Genomic DNA, 21,981 nt, shown 5'->3' on the forward strand with positions numbered 1-21,981 from the left:
CTGAAGCGGGCCAGGCATGCACTAGGACGGGGACTTGGCCACCGTCGGTTTAATCACCATTGTGTCAATGGCGTAGGCCGCCTCAATTGGCGGCTTCTTTGGGCGGGAACCGGACTTAGGATAGTTTAGTTGGCTGGTATGGCGGCTGAAACCCAATCGAGCATCGGAAAACTGCATCACGAACTTCGCGCGGCTGGTGATGGCTTAGTCGGCAATGCTGAAGTACTTCGCGGAGTGCTCGCCGGCTGTGGAGATTGCATCAAGATTTTGGACCTTGAGGGTCGCCTTCAATTTATGAGCGAGGGCGGTAAGCGCGTGATGGAGGTTGATGATTTTGCGCCGCTGAAAGGCTGTCCGTGGCCAGATTTTTGGGCCGGTCAAGGTAACTCCGACGCAAAGAGTGCGGTCGAAACAGCACTCGCTGGCGGCACAGGGCGTTTTAAGGGCGCCGCTAATACGGCGAAGGGCAATCCACGCTACTGGGATGTACAAGTCTCACCTATTGTAGGCGACGATGGGCGCCCCACCCATCTGCTTTCAATATCGCGCGACATAACTGAAGAGTGGCAAGCTCAAGCAGCGCTGAATGATGCGGCCGAGCGCCAAGCTTTCCTTACTCAGGAGCTTGAACACCGCATCAAGAACACTTTGACGACGGTGGGCGCTATTGCAAATCAAACAATGCGGGGCGATGAGCATGCCGTTGTGCGACATGCCTTCATGGCGCGACTAATAGCTCTTGGTCACGCCCACGACATCCTGACTAAGACCAGCTGGTCAGGTGCTCCCATCGCTCAAGTCATCGAGGGTGCACTAAGACCGCACGCAACCGAAGTAGAGCGGATCAAGACCACCGGCCCCTCCGCCGAGCTGACACCGAAGCAAGCCCTAGGCTTGGCTCTTGCCGTGCATGAGCTTGCAACGAATGCCCTCAAGTACGGCGCGTTGTCGAACAGCACGGGGACGATCGACATTTCATGGTCTAATGACCAAAGCGGGTTTCGCTTTACATGGGCTGAGCACGGCGGTCCGCGAGTCATTGAGCCTCCGCCAGAACGGATGAGCTTTGGCTCGCGCTTGATCGAGCGGATGCTCGCCAACGATTTCGACGGCAATGTCACGACGACCTACATGCCGGCTGGCTTTAAATGTGAGCTTGCCGCCCCGGCGATCACTCCGCACGTTTGAGGTATCGCAACATCCTCTGAGCGAGCATGGCCTTTCCTCTTCTGGCCCATCGCGTCATTTGCTGCGGCTGCACAAAGGTGCTCGTTATCGGCCAAAGCGGACATGGCCAACGGTTTATGCGTACACGGCTAATCGTCGTCGTACGGCTCCTCCTCACGATATTCACCGCCGATGGTCAGGCCCTCGATCGCCGTGGCGCCTTTCGACTTGATCACCCGGCGAAGCGGGACCGAGCTCTCGCTTCGCAACGCTTCCATCAGCTGTTCCGAGTGGGTGACGATCCAGATGTCGGCGCGGTGTGAAGCCTTGGCGATCAGCCGGGCCAATGGCGCCAGCAGCGACGGATGCAGGCTGGTCTCGGGTTCGTTCAGCGCGATGAACGGCGGCAGCCGATAGCCCATGAACACCGCGAGCAGGCAAATGTATTTGAGCGTGCCGTCGGACAGTTCATGAGCCCCGAACGGCCGCGGCATATCCTCCAGTTGGAGATCAAATTCGCACAAGCCGCCTGCTTCCCCTGCGCGAAGCTCGGCGCCCGGGAATGCATCCTGGATCGCGTCCTGGATGTCGGTGGCGTCCTGCCGAATGGTGTAAAGTGTCGCCAGGGCGGCAGCCAAATCGCTGCCATCGGCGCTGAGCGAGGGCGTGGTGATGGCGAGACAGGGCTTTCGGATCGGCGACGCCGGATCGGTGCGAAAGTCGTGATAGAAGCGCCAGCCCAGCATGGCGTTTCTGATCAGATCGATCTCGGGACATTCCTTGCCCTCGGAAAAAGCCGCAAGCGCCGTCTCGGACGGCAGCACCGCATCCTTGTGGCTGCTCCATGCGCCGCTTTCGCCGCGGACGCTGACGAGCGAATTCTTCCGCTCCATCAGGCAAACCGTTCGTTTGCCCTGCGTCGTCTCGATGCTTTCGGACTTGATCATCGGCTCGCCGGCAAACGACGCCGAAAGCGGGCTGGGAAATCCGATCTCAATGGAATATTTCAGACGATCGAATCTGGCCGACAATTGCAGTCGCCCGTCCTCGCCGCGTTTGCGGATGCCCGACCAGCAGACCGAATTCAATCCGCCTTCGTCGGCGATCGTCCGCGTGATCCGCCCGGTCGCCGCGTCGCGCAGCAGCGACAGGGACTTGTAGAGATTGGATTTGCCGACACCATTCTCGCCCACAAAGACGGACAAGGGGTGGATGGGAATGGAGAGCCGCCGGATGGAGCGATAGTTGGAGATCGCAATGTCGGTTAGACGCATCCCATGCTCTCAATCGGCGGGGTGCATTCGCTCTGCGATGCGAATACATGTTCTTTCAATCCTGAGATGCAGTCTGGATGGGCCACCCCGAGAAATCAAGCCGACCGATCCGGCGTTCAATGGCCGGCCCTCACGGGCGCAAACGAATGTGCTGAGCAATCTGGGCCGAAAACCGCTCCTGCACGCTCGGCTGTCATCATCCGCGAAGGCGGATGATCCAGTATTCCAGAGACGTCCGTTGGATACGGAGAAGCCGCGGCGTACTGGATGCCCGCCCCCCGTGCGCAAGTGCGCACTAGGCGGGCATGACAGTATGCCTTATGATTTCGCCGGCGCCGGCGGCCCATACGCCTCGCCGTCCTTCGCCGCCTTCGGCTCCCGGTCTCCGCCCAGCACACGCTGCACGGAGACGAAAAACACCGGCACCATCAGCAGCGCCAGGATCACCACCGCGATCATGCCGCCCATCACGATGCTGCCGAGCGCCTGCTGGCTGGCGCCGCCCGCGCCGTGGGCGATGGCCATCGGCAGCACGCCGCAGATGAAGGCGAGACCGGTCATCAGGATCGGGCGGAAGCGCAGGCGGCAGGCCTCGATGGTGGCTTCCACCAGCGGCTTGCCTTCCTTGCGCAGATCCTTGGCGAACTCGATGATCAGGATCGCGTCTTTCGCGGCAAGGCCAATGATCGTGATCAGACCGACGGTGAAATAGACGTCGTTCGGCAGGCCGCGCAGCATCGCGGCGACCACGGCGCCGACGATGCCGAGCGGCACGGTGAGCAGCACCGCGAGCGGAATGGTCCAGCTCTCGTAGAGCGCGGCGAGACAGAGGAACACCACGAACACCGACAGCGCGAGCAGGAACGGCGCCTGCGAGCCCGACAGCTTTTCCTGGAGCGACTGTCCGGTCCATTCAAAGCCGAAGCCGCGCGGCAGCTTGCCGGAGAGCCGCTCCATCTCGGCGATGGCATCGCCCGAGGTGAAGCCGGGTCTGGCTTCGCCGGAGATGCGCACCGCCGGATAATAGTTGAAGCCGGCAATCTGCGTCGGCCCGCGCGCCCATTCCACCGTGGCGAAGGACGAGAACGGGACCAGCTGGCCGCGGCTGTTCTTGACGTTGTAGTTGAGGATGTCCTCGGTTCGCATGCGATCGCGGGCATCCGCCTGCACCACGACGCGCTGCATGCGGCCGCGGTTCGGGAAGTCGTTGATGTAGTTCGAGCCGAGATTGGTCGAGATCGTGTTGTTGATGTCCTCGAAGGTCACGCCGAAGGCGCCGGCCTTCTCACGGTCGATCATGAGATTGACCACGCCCGCCTCGGGCAGGCCTTCGACATAGACCTTCTGGAGCACCGGACTTGCATTGGCTTGCGCGATCAGCTGGTCGGCCGCGCGCATCAGGGCCGGGTAGCCCTTCTGGCCGCGGTCCTGGAGCCGGAACGAGAAGCCCGAGGAGTTGCCGAGATTGTCGATCGGCGGCGGCTGCAACGCTGAGATCTTGGCGTCGCGGACCGATGACCCCAGATCGCGGTTGATGTCGGCGACGATGGCGGCGGCCGAATCCTTCGGCCCGCGCTCCGACCAATCCTTCAAGGTGATGAAGGCCTGCGCGGTGTTCATGCCCTGGCCGGAGAAGCTGAAGCCGGTGAGGAAGGTGACGTTGTCGACGCCCGGCCGCTGCGCCAGGTATTTTTCGACCTTCTCGATCACGGCCTCGGTGCGGCCGTAGGACGAATCCGACGGCGTCTGCACGTCGGTGGTGACGAAGCCCTGGTCGTCGACGGGCAGGAAGCCGCCGGGCAGGCTGACGAAGGCCCAGGAGAGACCGACCAGCAGCGCCACATAGACCATCATCAGGCGGCCGGTGCGTTTCAGCGAGAAGCCAACGGTGCGGGAATAACCTTCCTTGCTGCCGTCGAGCATGCGGTTGAACCAGCCGAACACGCCCCTCTTCGCATGGCCGTGGCCGGCCGCGACGGGCTTGAGCAAGGTCGCGCACAGCGCCGGCGTCAGCGACAGCGCGAGGAAGGCGGAGAAGCCGATCGCGGCCACCATGGTCACCGAGAACTGGCGGTAGATGATGCCGACCGAGCCCGGGAAGAACGCCATCGGCACGAACACCGCCATCAGCACCAGCGTGATGCCGATGATGGCGCTGGTGATCTGCGACATCGCCTTGCGCGTCGCTTCCTTCGGCGACAGGCCCTCCTCGGCCATGATGCGCTCGACGTTCTCGACCACGACGATCGCATCGTCGACGAGGATGCCGACCGCGAGCACCATGCCGAACATCGAGAGCATGTTGATGGAGTAGCCGGCGAGCAGCAATATGGTGCAGGCGCCGAGCAGCGCCACCGGCACGACGATGGTCGGGATGATGGTGTAGCGGATGTTCTGAAGGAACAGGAACATCACCACGAACACCAGCACCACGGCCTCCAACAGCGTCATCAGCACCTTCTTGATCGAGGCCTCGACCACGGGCGTGATGTTGTAGGGGATCTCGTAGGAGATGTTGGCCGGGAAGAAGCGCGACAGCTCCTTCATCTTTTCCTCGACCGCGCTGGCGGTCGCCAGCGCATTGCCGGTCGGCGACATCAGCACGGAGAGGCCGGCGGTCGGCTTGCCGTCGAGGCGCGTGTTGAACTGATAGCTGAGGCCGCCGACCTCGATGCGCGCGACGTCGCGCAGGCGCACGGTCGAGCCGTCGGCGTTGGCGCGCAGAATGATGGCACCGAATTCGTCCGGCGAGGAGAGCTGGCCCTTGACCAGCACCAGCGCGGAGGTGCGCTGGGTCGACGTCGACGGCTCGGCGCCGATGCTGCCCGAGGCGACCTGCGCGTTCTGCGCGGCGATCGCCTTGTTGACGTCGTCGGCGGTCAATCCGTAGCCGACGAGTTTCGCAGGATCGACCCAGACGCGCAGCGAACGCTCGGTCGAATAGAGCGTGGCGCGACCGACGCCGGGAATGCGGCGGACTTCGCCGAGCACGTTGCGGATCATGAAGTCGCCGAGGCCGACCTCGTCGAGGCTGCCGTCGGTCGAGTTGAGCGTGATGATCTGCAGCACCGCGCTGGAGGCTTCCTCGATCAGGATGCCCTGCTGGATCACGGCGCGCGGCAGGCGTGCTTCGACGCGCTTGATGCGGTTCTGCACCTCGACCGAAGCCGCGTTCGTGTCCGTGCCGGGCACGAAATTGGCGATGATCTCGACCTGGCCGAGCGAGTCGCTGGTCGATTCGAAATTGAGGATGCCGGAGGCGCCGTTGAGCTCCTCCTCGATCAGACGCGTGACGCTGTTGTAGAGGTTTTCAGGCGAGGCGCCGGGATAGCTGGTCGAAATCGAGATCGATGGCGGCGCGATGATCGGATATTGCGCGATCGGCAGCAGCGGCACCGCGATCGCGCCGATCAAGCAGATGAACAGCGCGACCACCCAGGCGAAGATCGGCCTGTCGATGAAGAAATTCGGCATGTGCCGCTTTACCCTCGTTGTTTCGTTGGTTCCTCATGGTGAGGAGCGCGGAACGCGCGCTCCGGACGATGCTGCGCATCGCCTCGAGACCCATGAAGGCCGGACTTTCTCCCGCGGCCATCCTTCGAGACGTCCGCTTTCAGCGGGCTCCTCAGGATGAGGGGCCAGCGCCGTTGCGAGTTACCGCGTGAGCTTCTGGGCGTGCCGGTTGTCGGCGGTGGCATCCGCCTCCGACCAGGATTGCGGCTTGACCCTGTCGCCGGCCGCGAATTTCTGGAACCCTTCGACCACGACCTTGTCGCCGGCCTTCAGGCCTTCGGTGACGAACCAGATGCCGTCCTGCACCGAGCCGGTGCGCACCGGCTGGACCGCGATGTGGTTGTCGTCCTTGACGACGAACACCTCGCTGCCGCCGCCGCCATTGCGCTGGATCGCCTGCTGCGGCACCGCGATCGCGTCGCTGTCGAGGCCCTGGTCGATGCGGACGCGGACATACATGCCCGGCAAAAGCTCGCGCTTGGGGTTGCCGAACTCGCCGCGCAAGGTGACCTGGCCGGTATGGGCGTCGACCTTGGCATCCGAGAACAGCAGCTTGCCGTCGAGCGAATAAAGGGTGTTGTCGTCGAGCACGAGGCGCACCTTGGCGGCATCGGCCGCGATGCGATCGAGATCGCCGCTCTCGAAAGCGCGGCGGAGCTGGTTGAGCTCGTTCACCGACTGGGTGAAGTCGGCATAGATCGGATCGAGCTGCTGGATGGTGGCGAGATTGGTTTCGTTCTGCACGACCAGCGCGCCCTCGCTGACGAGGGCGGCACCGACCACGCCGTGGATCGGCGCGCGCACGGTGGCATAATCGAGATTGAGTTTCGCGCGCGCGAGATCGGCCTTGCGGCCTTCAACCTCGGCATGGGCCTGGCGCTCGCCCGCAATGGCCTTCTCGTTCTCCGCTTCCGGCGCGGCACGCTGATTGGTCAGGGTGGCGATACGGTGCGCTTGCTGTTTGGCCTGCATCAATGCGGCCTCGGCCTTGGCGAGCCCGGCCTCGTTGGCCATCACCTCGACCTCGAACGGACGCGGATCGATGCGGTAAAGCGGATCGCCGGCCTTCACCTCGCTGCCCTGGCGGAACAGGCGCTCGACCACGATGCCGGAAATGCGCGGCCGCACGTCGGAGACGCGGGTGGGCGAGATGCGGCCGGGCAGCTCGCGCACAACGGCGCGGGCTTGCGGCTTCACGATGACGATGCTGACGTCAGGATCGACAGGCTGCGCGGCGGAGATGGCGGAGCTGGATTCGTCGCAAGCACCGAGCAGCGGCGTAAGGGCCGCGAGCATGATTGCAACGCATGCCGATCGCGCGCGAAGTCCTGACATGAAGTTAAGTGCCCCGATTTGTTGAAACTGATCACGCTCCGCGCGAGGCCCTTTCTGGGCGATTCCACGTCGCTGACGCCCTCAAAATAGAATGGACGTGCTGCGACGCAACGCATGTTGCGGGCGGCTCAATGTCACACGGCCTATCCTACTGACGTATTAAGGCTTTTGGGGGCTCACTGGATTGTGAGTCGGGTTCCATCGCGGCGTGCTGCGACGGAACATCGCAATTACCCCGCGGCCTTCATCCGGTAGCGGCTGACGCCCCATTCGGTTCCATCGGCGTAGCCGAACAGGCCCGAGGCCGCGAGGAAGAACCAGCGCCAGCGCCGCATCCAGACAGCAGTCTCCTCGCCATGGACTTGGCGCAGGGAGGATTCGATCGTGTCGCGATGCGCGTCGAAATTGGCGAGCCAGTCGTTGGCGGTCCGCTGATAATGCGTCCCGCTCCAACACCATTCCTTCTCGATCGTGAAGATGTCGCCGAATTGCCTGACGAGGTGATGGCTCGGCATCAGCCCTTCCGTGAAGACGTGCTGGGCGATCCAGTCGTCGCGATCGGTCCGGTTGCACAGATGGGAGCCGGAGCGATGGGTGACGATGTGCATGAAGAAGCGCCCGTCCGGGGTCAGCCATGATCGCACGCGCGTCATCAGCTTGCGCCAGTTCATGATCTGCTCGAACATCTCGATCGAGATGATGCGATCGAATTGCCCGTCGGGGGCGAACACGTTCATGTCCGCGGTGACCACGCGCAAATTGAGCAACCCGCGCCGTTGCGCCATGTCTTCGACATAGGCGCGCTGGGCCTGCGAGTTCGACACCGCCGTGATCCTGGCGTGCGGAAACTGCCGCGCCATCCACAGCGACAGCGAGCCCCAGCCGCAGCCGAGCTCGAGGATGGTCTGGCCGTCGGCAAGGCCGGCATGCTCGACCGACTGGCGCAGCGCCTCCTCCTCCGCCTCCTGGAGGGTGCTCGCATCGGTCTTGTAGAAGCAGGACGAGTATTTGAGGTTGGGGCCGAGCACCTGCGCAAAGAACGAAGCGGGCACCTCGTGGTGCCCATCATCCGCGTCGCCAGCGATCGGCCGCAAGATCATCCGCCCGGCAAAGGCGGCATCGTCGGCCGCGCCCAGCGTGGACAGGCGCGTCGCTGAGCGCGAGCACAGGCGCTGGATCCCGGCGCGGATCACCACGTCAGGCAGCGGCACCCGTTCGGCAGTCCCGATGATGGCGGAAACGACGCTCATGCGACCACTCCGTCTCCGGGCGGCAAGGGCCAAAAATCCGGGCTAAGCCTGTGAAATGCCGAAGTTCGGCAAGATACGCAGGTATCAAAGCGCGGTTTCAGCATTGGGTTCCGCATCGCCCCCCGAAATCGGCGCATCCGGCGCTTTTTTTGGGCTGGCGCTGTGCCATAGTGCGCGCCGCAAGCAAGTTCGTAACGGATGATACCGGCCATGCCGTCTGGCGCCTCGCCCCGCTCTTCCATGGACATCGAATACACCAAGCTGTCCTCGCCCAGCGTCTTCCTGGTGCGCATGCTGGTCTTCCTGGTGCTCTGCACCCTGGTGGGCGTGGTGCTCTACAAGCAGATCATCCAGGCCTTCTTCGCCAATCCCGGGCTCAATGCCCTGATCGGCGGCGTGCTGTTCATCGGCATCATCCTGGCCTTCCGGCAGGTGATCCGGCTCTATCCCGAAGTCTCCTGGGTCAACAATTTCCGCATCGCCGATCCCGGCCTCGCGCCCGCCCGGCACCCCAAACTGCTGGCGCCGATGGCGATGATCTTGGGCGGCGAGCGCACCGGGCGGATGTCGATCACCCAGACCACCATGCGGCATCTGCTCGATTCGATCGCGACCCGCCTGGATGAAGCCCGCGACATCTCCCGCTACATGACCGGCCTGCTGGTGTTCCTCGGCCTGCTCGGCACCTTCTGGGGCCTGATCGAGACGGTGGGCTCGGTCGGCAAGGTGATCGACGGGCTCAAGGTCGGCGGCGATTCCGGCGCGCTGTTCGACACGCTGAAGGAGGGCCTCGCCGCCCCGCTCGGCGGCATGGGCATCTCGTTCTCGAGCTCGCTGTTCGGCCTCGCCGGATCGCTGGTCCTCGGCTTCCTCGATCTGCAATCGAGCCAGGCGCAAAACCGCTTCTACACTGATCTGGAAGACTGGCTCGCGACCACCGTGCGCGAATACGGTCACGGCGAAGTGGCGGTCGCGTCGGGCGGCGGAAGCGGGGTCGCCAGCGGCGAGCTTCAGGCCGCGGTCGAACGCTTACGCATCGTGCTGGAGGAAGGCACCGCCAGCCGCAGCACCACCGCGTCGATGGCGAGCCTTGCCGAGGCCATCCAGGCGCTGGTCTCACACATGCGGACCGAGCAGCAGATGATCCGCGAATGGGCCGACGGCCAGGGTGAGCAGAACCGCGAGATCCGGCGCCTGCTGGAGCGCATCGCGCGTCAACCCGAGAAGGGTTAGCAGCATGGCCTTAGCGCGCGGCCGCCGCGGCGATACCTCCTTCAATTACTGGCCCGGCTTCGTCGACGCGCTGTCGACGCTGGTGCTGTCGATCGTGTTCCTGCTGTCGGTGTTCCTGGTCGTGCAGTTCTTCCTGTCGCAGGAGGTCACCGGCAAGGACAAGGCGCTCGAGCAGCTCAATGCCAAGATCGCCCAGCTCAACGAGCTGCTGTCGCTGGAGAAGCTCGGCAAGCTCACGCTCGACGACCAGGTCTCGTCGCTGAAGGCCGGCCTCGCCTCGGCCGAGACCGAGCGCGATCGCATCAAGGGCCTCTATGACGGGCTCGCCGCCGCCGGGAACGACGCGCAGGGCAAGACCTCCGAGCTCGGCAAGGCGCTGGACTCGGAAAAGGCGGTCTCGGCGCGGGCGCTGGCGCAGATCGAGGTGCTGAACCAGCAGATCAGCGCGCTGCGCCGGCAACTGGCGGCGCTCGAAGAGGCGCTCGACGCCAGCGAGAAGCGCGACAAGGAATCGCAGAACCGCATCGCCGACCTGGGTTCTCGCTTGAACGTAGCCTTGGCGCAGCGCGTGCAGGAATTGTCGCGCTATCGTTCGGAATTCTTCGGCCGGCTGCGCGCCATCCTCGGCAACCGCCCCGACATTCGCATCGTCGGCGACCGCTTCGTGTTCCAGTCGGAAGTGTTCTTCGACACCGGACAGGCGATGCTGCTGCCGGAGGGCCGCGCCGAGCTCGAAACCCTCGCGACTGCGCTGATCGAGCTCGACAAGAAAATCCCGAACGAGATCCCCTGGGTGCTGCGCGTCGACGGCCACACCGATGTGCGTCCGGTCAACGGCCCGAACTTCAAGTCGAACTGGGACCTCTCCGCGGCCCGCTCGATCTCGGTGGTGCAGTATCTGGTCTCGCTCGGCGTGCCCGCCCAGCGCCTCGTCGCCGCCGGTTTTGGTGAATTCCAGCCGCTCGACACCGCCAACACCGAAGAAGCCTACAAGCGCAACCGCCGCATCGAGCTGAAGCTGACGGAGCGGTAGTGAGCGCGCTCCACCTCCGCCCCTACCGGCCCGAGGACGAAGCTGCCTCGATCGACCTCTGGCATCGCACCTGGCAACAGGCCTATCCGCAGATCGATTTTGCCGCGCGGCTGGACTGGTGGCGCGAGCGCTGGCGCGAGGATCTGGTGCCGAACGCGGCGATCGTCGTCTCCGAGCAGGATGGCGCCCTCACCGGCTTCGTCACCATCGACGGCGACGGCTATCTCGACCAGCTCGTGGTCGATCCCGATCGCTGGGGTTCGGATGCAGCGCGGCTGCTGGTGGATGAGGCCAAGCGCCTGTCACCGTCGGGCATCACGCTGCTCGTCAACAAGGACAATTCCCGCGCCATCCGCTTCTACGAGCGCAACGGCTTTGCCCATGAGGGCGAGGACGTGAACCCGACCTCGGGACGCCCTGTGCTGAAGATGGGTTGGCGGGCGTGATTCCGGCGGGCGTGATTCCTGTCACGCCGGGATCCTCTCGCGTCCGTTATTCGTTGTCGCCAGAGTAGCGATGGCAAACGGATGGAGACGGTCAATGCGGCTGAGCGATCTGGCCAAGGGATCTTCGGTCTTTCTGAGCGTCATCGTCGCAGGGTATCTGTCGACGGCCTATGTCAACCAGCGTCTTGCCGCGCCGGCGAGTCCGCCTGCTTCGACGAGCAATCCCGATCCAACGATCGGCCCGGCGTCATCGGCCTGCGTCAGTGAGGACGGCAGCTGGAAGAACTGGCTGTGGCCGAACGTGCCGGCGCTGTCGCCGAAGTGCAAATGATATCGGCAAGGCAAAATGCACGGAGGCGACGCCCGACCGGCGTCCTGGGGACCCGCCTTCATCGGCGTGGGCATCGCAACGGGGACATTTGACGAAGGGACTTTCACGATCGCCAACGGCGGCACCGTTTCAGGCCGTGACGACGACCATTGGCGTGCCCCTATTTGTTGGCCGCCGATCAACGACAGCTGCAATTGGGACAACCTTTCGATCTTCCGCTCTCACCCTAGCGGCGTTCCGAGCCGATCGGCTGTTCGGGGGAACCTTGTCCTGAACCGGGGGCGCCGATCGGCTGACCGTTTGCACTATGGCCGACACCGACGCCCGGCGCACTCACGGCGCCCGGGGCTGTGCCGGCGGGGGCGGTGTTGGCCCCGGTCACAGCATTCGTTGTCGCGCTGCTGTTATTGGCGTTCGTCTGAGATTGTCGAGAGTTATTGGCATTCGGATCCGATGGCGCCGGGGATGTTCCAGTGCTTGATATCCCGCCGCTCGATCCGTTTGGGTTGAAGTAGTTCGTCGGATGATTTGGCGTCGCCTGCGGCTGGCTCGAATTGGACGTCGATGAGTTCGCGGAACTGGCACCGGCAGACGTACCAGCCGAGCTGCCTCCCGACCCCGTAGCAGCACTGCCTGCCGATGAGCTACTGCCGCCTGCGCCGGCCGCTGCTCCCCCACCCGCGCCGCCGGCTCCACCTCCAGCCCCTTGGGCGAACGCAGATGATGAGAAGGCAGCGCAGGAAAGCGCAACAATGAGAATTTTACGGTTCATGACAGTCTCCCTGGAACAGAGAAACAATTTGCGTGCTGGCCTGGTGGTTCCTCCGCAGCGAAAGTTAGACCGCGCTTTGGCAGATCCGCTCGCTGCGTAACCGTCCACCTCATCGTTGACGGCGATCCCGGATGGGCGAGGCAGAATTGGAGAATCTTCGAGGCAGGTCTGAACCTACAAAAGTAACCAGTTGATCACCTGCCAACCGACCCACACCATAGCGGTGATCCACCCCATCATGGCGATGCCGACCAAACCGAAGAAGGTGATCGGAAGAAGCGATTCGCCCAGCCGCCTGCCCTCACCAATCGAAGCCAATTCCCCGGTTCTCTCGAGCATGTCGATTCGATCCTGTCTTTTGGCGGAGAAGCAATAGCTGCGGGGCAAGGCGGGCGACCAGTCCCTGCGATTAACCTCACGGGTCAATCTCAAGGTACGTCACGTGAGGATTGGTCGGAGGTCTTCTCGTCAGATCGCGGCTGACGCGCGAAAGATCGGACCGTCCGTACGGCGACCACGCCCGCCGACTTCAAGTAATTCGGATCCGATAATGTCGTGGAGGCCGTTGTCGAAATCCAGCAGCCGCTTGCTCATACTCTGGGCGGTATCAGGCTGTGACGCGCGATGATGTTCCGAGGGTAGCTTCGCGCGCGTGCTTCTCGCTATTTCGATGGAACCAGTGGCGTTTGCTCCGCGGTAGATGGACGAAGCCCAAAACTGGTTCGGGCATCTTCGGTATGCCACGGTCGCCAAGCCGGCTCAGCAGCGACGCGCCGCGCATCTTCAACCCGTTCCGCCGCGATCTTTTCGCGATGAGTCAAACCGGTCAAAGAATCTCGTTCTTCAACTTCGGCCGCGAAGCTGGAACTGGTCGCTATGGCAAGTAGCGCGAAGGCCAATCTAAGTCTCTTCATTGCAGGAGCATATACGAGTTGCCGCGATAAAGGCCGCCTTTGTTCAACCGCAATTGAACCTACTCCCCGGCACGGGCGCGCAAGGCGGAGAATGACACGGTCATCACGACGACCACCTCAGAACCTCACCCTCCCCCTCGAAGCGCCTTACTGGATCGTTCGTGAGCGTCAACAATTCTTGACGCGTTTTCGCGGTTTCGTGACGACAGCGCGCCAAGCAGGTGGCCGTATGCGTCACCTTGGCGCGGCTCCTGGCAAGCGGTCGCGCGGCCGAGAGCAATCAACAAATCAAACTCAGAGACGGAGAGGTGTCCCCGATCAAATGCAAATCGAAGCTGGCCGGCCTGAGGAAACGAAAAGCAGAACGATCAATGTTGGCTCAGATTCGGCGGAGAAGCCAAGTGCTCCGCTGCAACTCCATGTCTGCAATTTCATGGACTGAGCCGAACCAGGATCGCCTGAGAATTGCGGCCTCGTCTCCCTCAATTTACGCCCCCTCGAACTGCAACCTCGCCAACCGCGCATAGAGCCCGTTCGCAGCCACCAGCTCCGTATGCGTGCCCTGCTCGACGATTTTGCCCTGGTCCATCACCAGGATGCGGTCGCACGACAGCACGGTGGCGAGGCGGTGGGCGATGACGAGCGTGGTGCGGTGGCGCATCAGCTCTTCCAGTGCGGTCTGCACCAGCGTTTCGCTTTCGGCATCGAGCGCGGAGGTGGCTTCATCGAGCAGCAGCAGCGGCGCGTCGCGCAGGATGGCGCGGGCGATGGCGATGCGCTGGCGCTGGCCGCCGGACAAGGTCACGCCGCGCTCGCCGAGCGGAGTGTCGAAACCTTCGGGCAGGCGGCGGATGAACTCGGCGGCGTGCGCGAGCTCGGCGGCGCGCTCGACCTCGGCATCGGTCGCATCGGGCCGGCCGAAGCGGATGTTCTCGCGGGCGCTGGCGGCAAACACGTTGGAGTCCTGCGGCACCAGCGCGATGCGGGACCGGAAATCGCGCGGATCGGCAGATTTGACCGGCACGCCATCGAGCGAGATCGCGCCGTTGCGCGGATCGTAGAAGCGCAACAGCAGATGGAAGATCGTGCTCTTGCCGGCGCCGGACGGACCGACGATCGCAACCTTCTCGCCGGGGCGCACGGTGAACGACACGGTGTCGAGCACGTTGACGTCGGGACGCGCGGGATAGGAGAAGCTGACGTGGTCGAAGCCGACCTCGCCGCGCGCCGGCACCGGCAGCGCGCGCGGCGATGCCGGCGCCTTGATCTCGGGCTGCACGTGCAGGATCTCGAACAGGCGCTCGGCCGCGCCTGAGGCCGCGGACACCTCGCCCCAGACTTCGCTGAGCTGGCCGAGGCCCGCCGCGGCGAAGGCGGCGTAGAGCACGAACTGGCCGAGCCGGCCCGGCGAGATCGTGCCGATCAGGACGTCATGCGAGCCGATCCAGAGGATTCCGACCACGCTGGCGAACACGATGAAGATGACGATCGCGGTGAGCACCGCACGCGCCTGGGTCGAGGTGCGCGCGGCTTCATAGGCCTGCTCGACCTCGCCGCCAAAACGCTTCGCGGCCAACCCTTCGCTGGTATAGGCCTGCACGGTGCGGATCGCGCCGACGAGCTCGCCGGCATAGGCGGAGGCTTCGGCGAGCGTATCCTGCGCATTGCGCGACAGGCGCCGCACCCAGCGCCCGAACGCGACCAGCGGCAGCACGATCAGGGGAATGGCGAGCAGCACGAAGCCTGATAGCCGCGGGCTGGTGATCACCATCATCGCGGCCGCGCCGAAGAACATCATCAGATTGCGCAGCGCGATCGAGACGGACGCGCCGACCGCGGACTTGATCTGCGTGGTGTCGGCGGTGAGCCGCGACACCAGCTCGCCGCTGCGCGCGGAATCGAAGAAGGCCGGCGAGAGCGAGAGCAGATGGGCGAACACGTCACGGCGCAAATCGGCGACAATGCGCTCGCCGATCGTCATTACGAGGTAGTAGCGCGCGGCACTTGCGAGCGCGAGCACGGCGACCACCGCGATCATCACCGAGAAGTAACTGTTGATCAGCGCGATGCCTTCAGGCGTCAGGCCGAAATCGATCATCCGGCGCACCGCGATCGGCACCAGCAGCGTCGTCAAAGCCGCTACCGTCAGCGCGACGAAGGCCAGCGCCGCGCGGCCGCGATAGCGGGCCACATAGGGCGCGAGCGCCAGCAGCGGCCGCAGTTTGGCGCGGCCCTTGGCGGGCTGCTCGATCAGTTCGGCTTCGATCGACGGGGCTTCTGCTGGCCCGGTTTCAAGCCGTTCTACTGCGCTCATGGGATCCGACCGTAAGAGAGGAGTCCGTTCCAAATAGGCCGGAGGAGCGGGAGTGGCAAATCCGGGATGTCCCTTAGGGGACGGCCCGGTTCTCCTGTCCCCACAATGGCTTGTTTTAAAGGGGCCTGTGGGTTATAGAGCCGCCAAATCCGTCATTCGATAGCCACTCAAGCAAGGCGCCGGGCGCCCTAGGAATTGCCATGAAAGCCGAAATTCATCCGGATTATCATACGATTAAGGTCGTGATGACCGACGGGACCGAGTACCTGACCCGCTCCACCTGGGGCAAGGAAGGCGACACGCTGAACCTCGACATCGACCCGAAGTCGCACCCGGCCTGGACCGGCGGCAACGCCCAGATGCTCGATCGCGGCGGCCGCGTCTCGCGCTTCCAGAAGAAGTTTTCGGGCTTCCTCAAAAAGGATTGATCCTGCCCGCAAGGCTGGAGACGAAAAACGCCCCTGGGAAACCAGGGGCGTTTTTGTTTTCGGGGGCTGCCGTCGCGCCGCTACCAGACCCGTCATCCTGAGGTGCGAGTGGCGCGATGCAAAGCATCGCGCCGGGAGCCTCGAAGGATGAACGGCCGAGATGCAGCCGGGCCGTCGCCCTTCGAGGGCCGCTGAAGAAGCGGCCACCTCAGGGTGACGGTGTCAGAGTTGCTTGAAACTTACCGCTCGAACGCGGCCTTCAGCGCGTTGAGATGCGGCACCAGCGGGTTGCCGATCGCGGGCACCTCGGCCGGCGGAGTGTGGATGGTGGTGTCGAGCCGGCGGACGCGGGTCTGAAGGCTCATCGAGCGATGGATCAAATCCTGGAGCTGCGAGGGCAGCTTGTCGATGGTGTCGGACGCGCCGGGATCGGCGGCGGTGAGCTTGACCTTGGTCTTCTCGCGGTTGGCCTGGACCAGCGTCATCTCGCCTTCCTTCACCGCGCGGTGCAGCAACAGCCACGAGGCGAGCTGCATCAGGCGGGTGGTGAGGCGCATGCTCTCGGTCGCGTAGGTGAGACTGACGGCGCGGTCGAGCGCCTTGGCTTCGGTGCGGCCGGCGCCGTCGAGATAGGCGGCGGTCTCTTCGACGAGGTCCATGCCCTCGCGGAACAGGACGCCGAACGCCGCAGAATTGGTGAACCGCTCACTGAGTTGAACGAGAGCACCTTCGGCTTGCAAACGTTCCATGGTTAACGCCCCTTACGCAACTGTTTACCTGTCCGGCTTGGCACCGGCTTTATGATGAACAAATCATTGCGCGCCGGAAGCGCCGAGTCCAGCGGCAAGCGCGGATATGGTTTCCACGGGTCTTTCCTCGAAATTCAACCGGAGTGAGAAGCAAAAAAAGAGCCGCCGGAAAACCGGCGGCTTTGAAAGTTGATAACAGGGAGGCGTCAAACAGAGTGGACAGGAGCCACTCGGTGTCCAAACAAGGACAGTTCCAAGTCATAAAGCGAAAAGCTTAATGGCGAGTAAACGAACGAATTCCTTGAGGGTTCATTAGCCATGTCGGCCAGAGGCCGAGTGAGGCTCATGCCCCGGACGCAGTGCGGCGCGCAGCGATGCACTGCTGAGCCGGGGCCCATCTCACCGCGTACCGTGTGGCTTTCTGGGTCCCGGTTCTGCGCAGCAGCGCTTACGCGCTGCGGCGCGCCCGGGACACGAGAGTTCGTTACTTCTTGAAAAAACTGTCCGCCGCATTGCGCGAGGCGCGTTTTTTGGTGGCGGCTTCTTCGAGCCTGGCGATCTCGGTGTTCAGCAGGGTCACGCGCTCGGTCAGCTCCTCCACCGACAACAGTGAGAGATCCTGTCCGATGTCATGGCTGATCTTCCTGCGCGGGCGATCGTCGTCTTCCGTCGGCATTGTCGTTCCTCCTGCGTTCGCATCACAAGCGGCTGAGGCGGTTGCCAGTCCGGATCGCGCTGGCTAAGCAATGGCCTCGTTTCCTCCCGCACCTTTGCTCAAGGACACATCATGGACAAGCTGCCCGCGCAAATGACCGTGGTCGCCATCTCCAAGCCCGGCGGACCGGAGGTGCTGGTGCCGGAACAACGGGCGCTGCCGCAGCCCGGCCCCGACGAGATCCTGGTCAAGGTGCAGGCCGCGGGCGTCAACCGCCCCGACGTGGCGCAGCGCTCCGGCGCCTATCCGCCGCCGCCCGGCGCCAGCGACCTGCCCGGCCTGGAGATCGCCGGCGAAGTGGTCGCCGTCGGCAGCAACGCCAAGCGGCACAAGATTGGCGACAAGGTGATGTCGCTGGTCGCCGGCGGCGGTTACGCGCAATATTGCATTGCCCAGGACGGCCAGGCGATGAGCGTGCCGCCGTCGCTGTCGATCAAGGAAGCCGGCGCCCTGCCGGAAACCCTGATGACGGTCTGGCACAACGTGTTCGAGCGCGGCGGCCTGAAGGCCGGCGAGACGCTGCTGATCCATGGCGGCTCCTCCGGCATCGGCACCATGGCGATCCAGCTCGCAAAGGCGTTCGGCGCAAAAGTGTTCGTCACCGTGGGATCGCAGGACAAGTGTGATGCCTGCCTCAAGCTCGGGGCCGACCGCGCCATCAACTACAAGACCGAAGACTTCGTCGCCGTGGTCAAGGAAGAGACCAACAAGGCCGGCGTCAACCTGATCCTCGACATGGTCGCCGGCGAGTATGTCGACCGCAACTATGACGCCGCCGCGGTCGACGGCCGCATCGTGCAGATCGCGACCCTCAACGGCCCCAAGATCACGGTGAACATTGCCAAGGTGATGGTGAAGCGCCTCACCCATACCGGCTCGACGCTGCGCCCCCGTAGTAATGCGGACAAGGCGGCGATGGTGGCCGCAATCGAGGCGAAAGTGATGCCGCTTCTGCGCGAAGGCCGCGTCAAACCGCTGATGGACAGCACTTTCCCGCTGGAAAAGGCAGCCGACGCGCACCGGCGCATGGAAACCTCCGCACATATTGGCAAAATTGTGTTGGAGGTCTAGGCCGCTGACCCACCCGACAAGCCGGAAACCCTTTGATTTTCCTTGCTTTCGTGGCATCTATCGCGGTGCGCCGAACCATGTCTGTCCGGCCTGAAATCGTCTTCACCTGAAGAGTTTGCGTCGAACGCGGAGAACTGACCTTGCGTCTGATCAGGTGCCTCGCGCCCATAGCGCTGGGCCTCATGATTCTCGTCGCCGCGCATCCCGCGCGCGCGCTCGACGCCGTCAGCGTCCGCGGTGACGCGCCCGCGATCGACCTCACCGGCGTGCTCGAGCATCAGCGCAGCGACGCCGACCGCATCCAGGTTTCGACCGCGCCCGGCACCGACGGCATCGTCCGCCGCATCGAGGTGCGCGCCCGTGAAGGCGGCCAGAACTGGGTGGTGTTCGCGCTCGCCAACAACACCGACGACCAACTCGACCGCCTGATCGTCGCCCCGCATTACCGCATCGTCTCCTCGGGGCTGCTGTGGCCCGACCTCGGCCTGTCGCGCATCGCGACCATCACGCCCTCCACCGGCGACCGGCCGGAGCGGCAGGAAAGCCCGACCGCCGACGTGTTCCGCATCACGCTCGACCCCGGCGCGGTCATCACCTTCGTCGCGGAGCTGCGCACCGACAAGCTGCCGCAGCTCTATCTGTGGGAGCCGGAAGCCTACAAGGACAAGGTCAACTCGTTCACGCTCTACCAGGGCATCGTGATCGGCATCTCCGGACTGTTGGCGCTCGTTCTCACCATTCTGTTCGTGGTGAAGGGCAGCATCATGTTCCCGGCCGCCGCAGCGCTGGCCTGGGCGGTGCTGGTCTATATCGGCGTCGACTTCGGCTTCTGGGGCAAGGTGCTCGACATGTCGAACAACGCCGAGCGCATCTGGCGCGCGGCGGGTGAAGCGATCCTGGCGGCGACGCTGCTGGTGTTCCTGTTCGCCTATCTGAATTTGAGTCGATGGCATGTGCGCTATTCGCACATCACGGTGGGCTGGCTCGCGTTCCTCGGCTCCCTCGTCGCGCTCGCTCTGTTCGATCCGGCCGTCGCCTCCGGCATCGCGCGCATCTCGCTGGTGCTGATCGCCTTCGCCGGCTTCGCGCTGATCGTCTATCTCTCCACCCACGGCTTCGACCGCGCGGTGCTGCTGATCCCGACCTGGTTCCTGCTGGTGGTCTGGGTGGTCGCGGCCGGCATGACGGTCGCCGGCTCCGTCACCAACGACATCGTCGGCCCGGCCCTGCTCGGCGGCCTCGTGCTGATCGTGATGCTGATCGGCTTCACGGTCATGCAGCACGCCTTCGCCGGCGGCGGCGCCACCACCGGCGTCGTCTCCGACATCGAGCGGCGCGCGCTGGCGCTGGCAGGCTCCGGCGATCTGATCTGGGACTGGGACGTCTCCGCCGACAAGGTCTTCACCAGCCCCGAGACCGAGGCCCTGCTCGGCCTCAAGCGCGGCACGCTGGAAGGCCCCGCGGCCTCCTGGCTCGAAGTGCTGCATCCGCTCGACCAAGACCGTTTCCGCGCCGCGCTCGACAGCGTGCTCGACCAGCGCCGCGGCCGCCTCGTGCAGGATTTCCGCCTGCGCACCCCCGACGGCCACTTCATGTGGTTCGCGCTGAAGGCGCGCCCGGTGGTCGGCTCCGACGGCGAGGTCTCGCGCGTCGTCGGCACGCTCACCGACGTCACCGAGCTGCGCAACGCCGAGGAACGTCTGCTGCACGATTCCGTGCATGACAACCTCACCGGCCTGCCCAACCGCAAGCTGTTCATGGACCGGCTGGGTGCGGTGGCACATTTCGCCAAGACCATGCCGACGCTGCGGCCGACGCTGATGGTGATCGATCTCGACCGCTTCAAGCAGGTCAACGATTCCGTCGGCATCGCGGTCGGCGATTCCATCCTGTTGACGCTGGCCCGCCGCCTCACCCGCATCCTGAAGCCGCAGGACACGCTGGCCCGGCTTGCCGGCGACCAGTTCGGCCTGATCCTGCTGTCAGAGCAGGATCCGGCCCGCATCACCGCCTTCGCCGAGACCATCCGCAAGACCATCCGCGCCCCGATCGCCTTCAACGAGCGCGAGATTTTCCTGACCGCCTCGATCGGCCTCGCCTTGTCTGATCCGCAGACGCAATTGACGGACGAGATCATCAAGGACGCCGAGCTGGCGATGTATCATTCCAAGCGCATCGGCGGCGACCGCATCGACGTCTACAAGCCGGCGATGCGCGCGCGGAAGACCGACCGGCTGACGCTGGAGAGCGAGCTGCGCCGCGCCATCGAGCGGCAGGAGCTCACGATCCTGTACCAGCCGATCGTGCGGCTGGAGGATCGTTCGGTCGCGGGCTTCGAGGCGCTGGTGCGCTGGGATCATCCGAAGCTCGGGCGCATGGCGCCGTCGGAATTCATCATGATTGCGGAAGAGACCGGCCTGATCGTCGATCTCGGCATGTTCGTGCTCGACCAGACCGCCAAGCAGCTCTCGATCTGGCAGCGCGCGATGCGCTCGCGCGAGCCGATCTTCGCGAGCGTCAACGTGTCGTCACGGCAATTGCTGCGCCACGATTTGATCCATGACATCCGCACCGTGCTGTCGCGCTCCTCGGTGGCGCGCGGCACGCTGAAGCTGGAATTGACGGAATCGCTGGTGATGGAGAACCCGGAGCACGCAGCCCAGATGCTGACGCGCATCCGCGAGCTCGGCACGGGATTGTCGCTCGACGATTTCGGCACCGGGCATTCGTCGCTGGCCTATCTCCAGCGCTTCCCGTTCGACACCATCAAGATCGACCAGTCCTTCGTGCGCACCACCAACCGCGGCACACGGCCGGTGATCCTGAAGTCGATCATCGCGCTGGCGCACGACCTCGGCATGGACGTGGTGGCCGAAGGCGCCGAGACGGATTCCGACGCGGTCGAGCTCTACCAGATGGGCTGCGAATACGCGCAGGGCTTTGCATTTGGCGAACCGATGGACGCCGATGCCGCGATGCGGCTGCTGACCGAAGTGCGGCTGGAAGCGGCGAGCTGATCGTCCACGAGTCCGGTCTCGTAGGGTGGGCAAAGGCGCACTTGCGCCGTGCCCACCAATCTTTCCGATTACGACGAGATGGTGGGCACGCTTTGCTTTGCCCACCCTACGAGACCACGACGCCCTATCCCGGCCTGCGCCCGTCCTTCCTCAGCTTCGTGAACCGCACGCTCGCGCCGTCCGGCATTCGCATCGCCTTGAAACCCGCGGCGATGCAGGCTTCGCGCTGCGGCATCTGGATGTCGGGGCTGCGCTGGGTGTCCCACCATGAGGCACGGTTGGCCGCGCGCGGCAGCGCCGCGCCGATGATCTCCTCGATCTGCTCATAGGTCAGCACGAATTCCGCCTGCTTGTGCCGCATCAAATAGTCGCGCAGTGCGTCGTAGTCGTTCACGATCGTCCTCTCGTTCGATACCCAA

General features: G+C 64.2%; 17 protein-coding genes. 8 read left to right on the forward strand and 9 right to left on the reverse strand.

Features of this window, described 5'->3' with window-relative positions; translation table 11 throughout:
* Positions 1-138 precede the first annotated feature (138 nt).
* Positions 139-1,188, forward strand: coding sequence for an HWE histidine kinase domain-containing protein (locus tag AB7532_RS31310; RefSeq protein ID WP_441239391.1), 1,050 nt, complete (start codon positions 139-141; stop codon positions 1,186-1,188).
* A gap of 128 nt (positions 1,189-1,316) precedes the next feature.
* Here the strand turns inward: AB7532_RS31310 and AB7532_RS31315 are convergent, their stop codons facing one another.
* From AB7532_RS31315 to AB7532_RS31330, 4 genes are all read right to left on the reverse strand, one after another.
* Positions 1,317-2,441, reverse strand: a complete 1,125-nt coding sequence (locus AB7532_RS31315; protein ID WP_441238521.1) for an AAA family ATPase — start codon at positions 2,439-2,441, stop codon at positions 1,317-1,319.
* Between the two features lie 318 nt (positions 2,442-2,759).
* A complete protein-coding gene (locus AB7532_RS31320; protein ID WP_441238522.1) occupies positions 2,760-5,915 on the reverse strand; it encodes a multidrug efflux RND transporter permease subunit in 3,156 nt (1,051 codons plus the stop codon).
* A gap of 180 nt (positions 5,916-6,095) precedes the next feature.
* Positions 6,096-7,289 carry an efflux RND transporter periplasmic adaptor subunit gene (locus AB7532_RS31325; protein ID WP_441238523.1) on the reverse strand — a complete coding sequence of 398 codons (1,194 nt, stop codon included), beginning with the start codon at positions 7,287-7,289 and terminating at the stop codon, positions 6,096-6,098.
* Between the two features lie 230 nt (positions 7,290-7,519).
* The gene (locus AB7532_RS31330; protein WP_441238524.1) at positions 7,520-8,539 is read right to left on the reverse strand and encodes an SAM-dependent methyltransferase; all 1,020 of its coding nucleotides are present in this window, start codon (positions 8,537-8,539) and stop codon (positions 7,520-7,522) included.
* 210 nt (positions 8,540-8,749) lie between these two features.
* On the opposite strand from AB7532_RS31330, the gene AB7532_RS31335 reads away from it, so the two are divergent.
* The 4 genes from AB7532_RS31335 (at position 8,750) to AB7532_RS31350 (ending at position 11,582) form a co-directional block, all read left to right on the forward strand.
* Positions 8,750-9,772 (forward strand): flagellar motor protein MotA, encoded by a 1,023-nt coding sequence (locus AB7532_RS31335; protein WP_441238525.1) that lies wholly within the window; start codon positions 8,750-8,752, stop codon positions 9,770-9,772.
* A 4-nt stretch (positions 9,773-9,776) separates the two neighbouring features.
* Positions 9,777-10,805 carry a peptidoglycan -binding protein gene (locus AB7532_RS31340; RefSeq protein WP_441238526.1) on the forward strand — a complete coding sequence of 343 codons (1,029 nt, stop codon included), beginning with the start codon at positions 9,777-9,779 and terminating at the stop codon, positions 10,803-10,805.
* The gene (locus AB7532_RS31345; RefSeq protein WP_441238527.1) at positions 10,805-11,251 is read left to right on the forward strand and encodes a GNAT family N-acetyltransferase; all 447 of its coding nucleotides are present in this window, start codon (positions 10,805-10,807) and stop codon (positions 11,249-11,251) included. Before AB7532_RS31340 ends, AB7532_RS31345 begins: the two co-directional genes overlap by 1 nt.
* Positions 11,252-11,345: 94 nt before the next feature.
* Positions 11,346-11,582: a hypothetical protein gene (locus AB7532_RS31350; RefSeq protein ID WP_441238528.1), complete on the forward strand. Its 237-nt coding sequence runs from the start codon at positions 11,346-11,348 to the stop codon at positions 11,580-11,582.
* Between the two features lie 946 nt (positions 11,583-12,528).
* Here AB7532_RS31350 and AB7532_RS31355 read toward each other — a convergent pair.
* Positions 12,529-12,693: a hypothetical protein gene (locus AB7532_RS31355; RefSeq protein WP_441238529.1), complete on the reverse strand. Its 165-nt coding sequence runs from the start codon at positions 12,691-12,693 to the stop codon at positions 12,529-12,531.
* A 1,062-nt stretch (positions 12,694-13,755) separates the two neighbouring features.
* Complete coding sequence (locus AB7532_RS31360) at positions 13,756-15,582, reverse strand: ABC transporter ATP-binding protein/permease (RefSeq protein ID WP_441238530.1); 1,827 nt, start codon at positions 15,580-15,582, stop codon at positions 13,756-13,758.
* A gap of 200 nt (positions 15,583-15,782) precedes the next feature.
* Between AB7532_RS31360 and rpmE the strand changes: the two genes are divergently transcribed.
* The gene (gene rpmE / locus AB7532_RS31365; protein ID WP_014439698.1) at positions 15,783-16,010 is read left to right on the forward strand and encodes a 50S ribosomal protein L31; all 228 of its coding nucleotides are present in this window, start codon (positions 15,783-15,785) and stop codon (positions 16,008-16,010) included.
* A 239-nt stretch (positions 16,011-16,249) separates the two neighbouring features.
* Here rpmE and rcdA read toward each other — a convergent pair whose 3' ends face one another.
* Entirely contained in the window at positions 16,250-16,759 is a 510-nt protein-coding gene (gene rcdA / locus AB7532_RS31370) for a protease adaptor protein RcdA (RefSeq protein WP_441238531.1), read from the reverse strand.
* A gap of 484 nt (positions 16,760-17,243) precedes the next feature.
* Positions 17,244-17,435 carry a DUF1192 domain-containing protein gene (locus AB7532_RS31375; protein WP_441238532.1) on the reverse strand — a complete coding sequence of 64 codons (192 nt, stop codon included), beginning with the start codon at positions 17,433-17,435 and terminating at the stop codon, positions 17,244-17,246.
* A gap of 111 nt (positions 17,436-17,546) precedes the next feature.
* On the opposite strand from AB7532_RS31375, the gene AB7532_RS31380 reads away from it, so the two are divergent.
* The gene (locus tag AB7532_RS31380) at positions 17,547-18,545 is read left to right on the forward strand and encodes an NAD(P)H-quinone oxidoreductase (protein ID WP_441238533.1); all 999 of its coding nucleotides are present in this window, start codon (positions 17,547-17,549) and stop codon (positions 18,543-18,545) included.
* Positions 18,546-18,685: 140 nt separating this feature from the next.
* The gene (locus AB7532_RS31385) at positions 18,686-21,562 is read left to right on the forward strand and encodes an EAL domain-containing protein (RefSeq protein WP_441238534.1); all 2,877 of its coding nucleotides are present in this window, start codon (positions 18,686-18,688) and stop codon (positions 21,560-21,562) included.
* A 124-nt stretch (positions 21,563-21,686) separates the two neighbouring features.
* Here the strand turns inward: AB7532_RS31385 and AB7532_RS31390 are convergent, their stop codons facing one another.
* Positions 21,687-21,956 carry a DUF7662 domain-containing protein gene (locus AB7532_RS31390; RefSeq protein WP_441238535.1) on the reverse strand — a complete coding sequence of 90 codons (270 nt, stop codon included), beginning with the start codon at positions 21,954-21,956 and terminating at the stop codon, positions 21,687-21,689.
* Positions 21,957-21,981 lie beyond the last annotated feature (25 nt).

This window comes from Bradyrhizobium sp. 930_D9_N1_4 (assembly GCF_052076015.1).
Classification (GTDB): Bacteria; Pseudomonadota; Alphaproteobacteria; order Rhizobiales; family Xanthobacteraceae; genus Bradyrhizobium.

Excerpts from the sequence above, each read along its gene's own strand:
- AB7532_RS31310 (WP_441239391.1), top strand. The coding sequence starts at position 139 with ATGGCGGCTGAAACCCAATCGAGCATCGGAAAACTGCATCACGAACTT.
- AB7532_RS31315 (WP_441238521.1), bottom strand. The coding sequence starts at position 2,441 with ATGCGTCTAACCGACATTGCGATCTCCAACTATCGCTCCATCCGGCGG.
- AB7532_RS31320 (WP_441238522.1), bottom strand. The coding sequence starts at position 5,915 with ATGCCGAATTTCTTCATCGACAGGCCGATCTTCGCCTGGGTGGTCGCG.
- AB7532_RS31325 (WP_441238523.1), bottom strand. The coding sequence starts at position 7,289 with ATGTCAGGACTTCGCGCGCGATCGGCATGCGTTGCAATCATGCTCGCG.
- AB7532_RS31330 (WP_441238524.1), bottom strand. The coding sequence starts at position 8,539 with ATGAGCGTCGTTTCCGCCATCATCGGGACTGCCGAACGGGTGCCGCTG.
- AB7532_RS31335 (WP_441238525.1), top strand. The coding sequence starts at position 8,750 with ATGCCGTCTGGCGCCTCGCCCCGCTCTTCCATGGACATCGAATACACC.
- AB7532_RS31340 (WP_441238526.1), top strand. The coding sequence starts at position 9,777 with ATGGCCTTAGCGCGCGGCCGCCGCGGCGATACCTCCTTCAATTACTGG.
- AB7532_RS31350 (WP_441238528.1), top strand. The coding sequence starts at position 11,346 with ATGCGGCTGAGCGATCTGGCCAAGGGATCTTCGGTCTTTCTGAGCGTC.
- AB7532_RS31355 (WP_441238529.1), bottom strand. The coding sequence starts at position 12,693 with ATGCTCGAGAGAACCGGGGAATTGGCTTCGATTGGTGAGGGCAGGCGG.
- AB7532_RS31360 (WP_441238530.1), bottom strand. The coding sequence starts at position 15,582 with ATGAGCGCAGTAGAACGGCTTGAAACCGGGCCAGCAGAAGCCCCGTCG.
- rpmE (WP_014439698.1), top strand. The coding sequence starts at position 15,783 with ATGAAAGCCGAAATTCATCCGGATTATCATACGATTAAGGTCGTGATG.
- rcdA (WP_441238531.1), bottom strand. The coding sequence starts at position 16,759 with ATGGAACGTTTGCAAGCCGAAGGTGCTCTCGTTCAACTCAGTGAGCGG.
- AB7532_RS31375 (WP_441238532.1), bottom strand. The coding sequence starts at position 17,435 with ATGCCGACGGAAGACGACGATCGCCCGCGCAGGAAGATCAGCCATGAC.
- AB7532_RS31380 (WP_441238533.1), top strand. The coding sequence starts at position 17,547 with ATGGACAAGCTGCCCGCGCAAATGACCGTGGTCGCCATCTCCAAGCCC.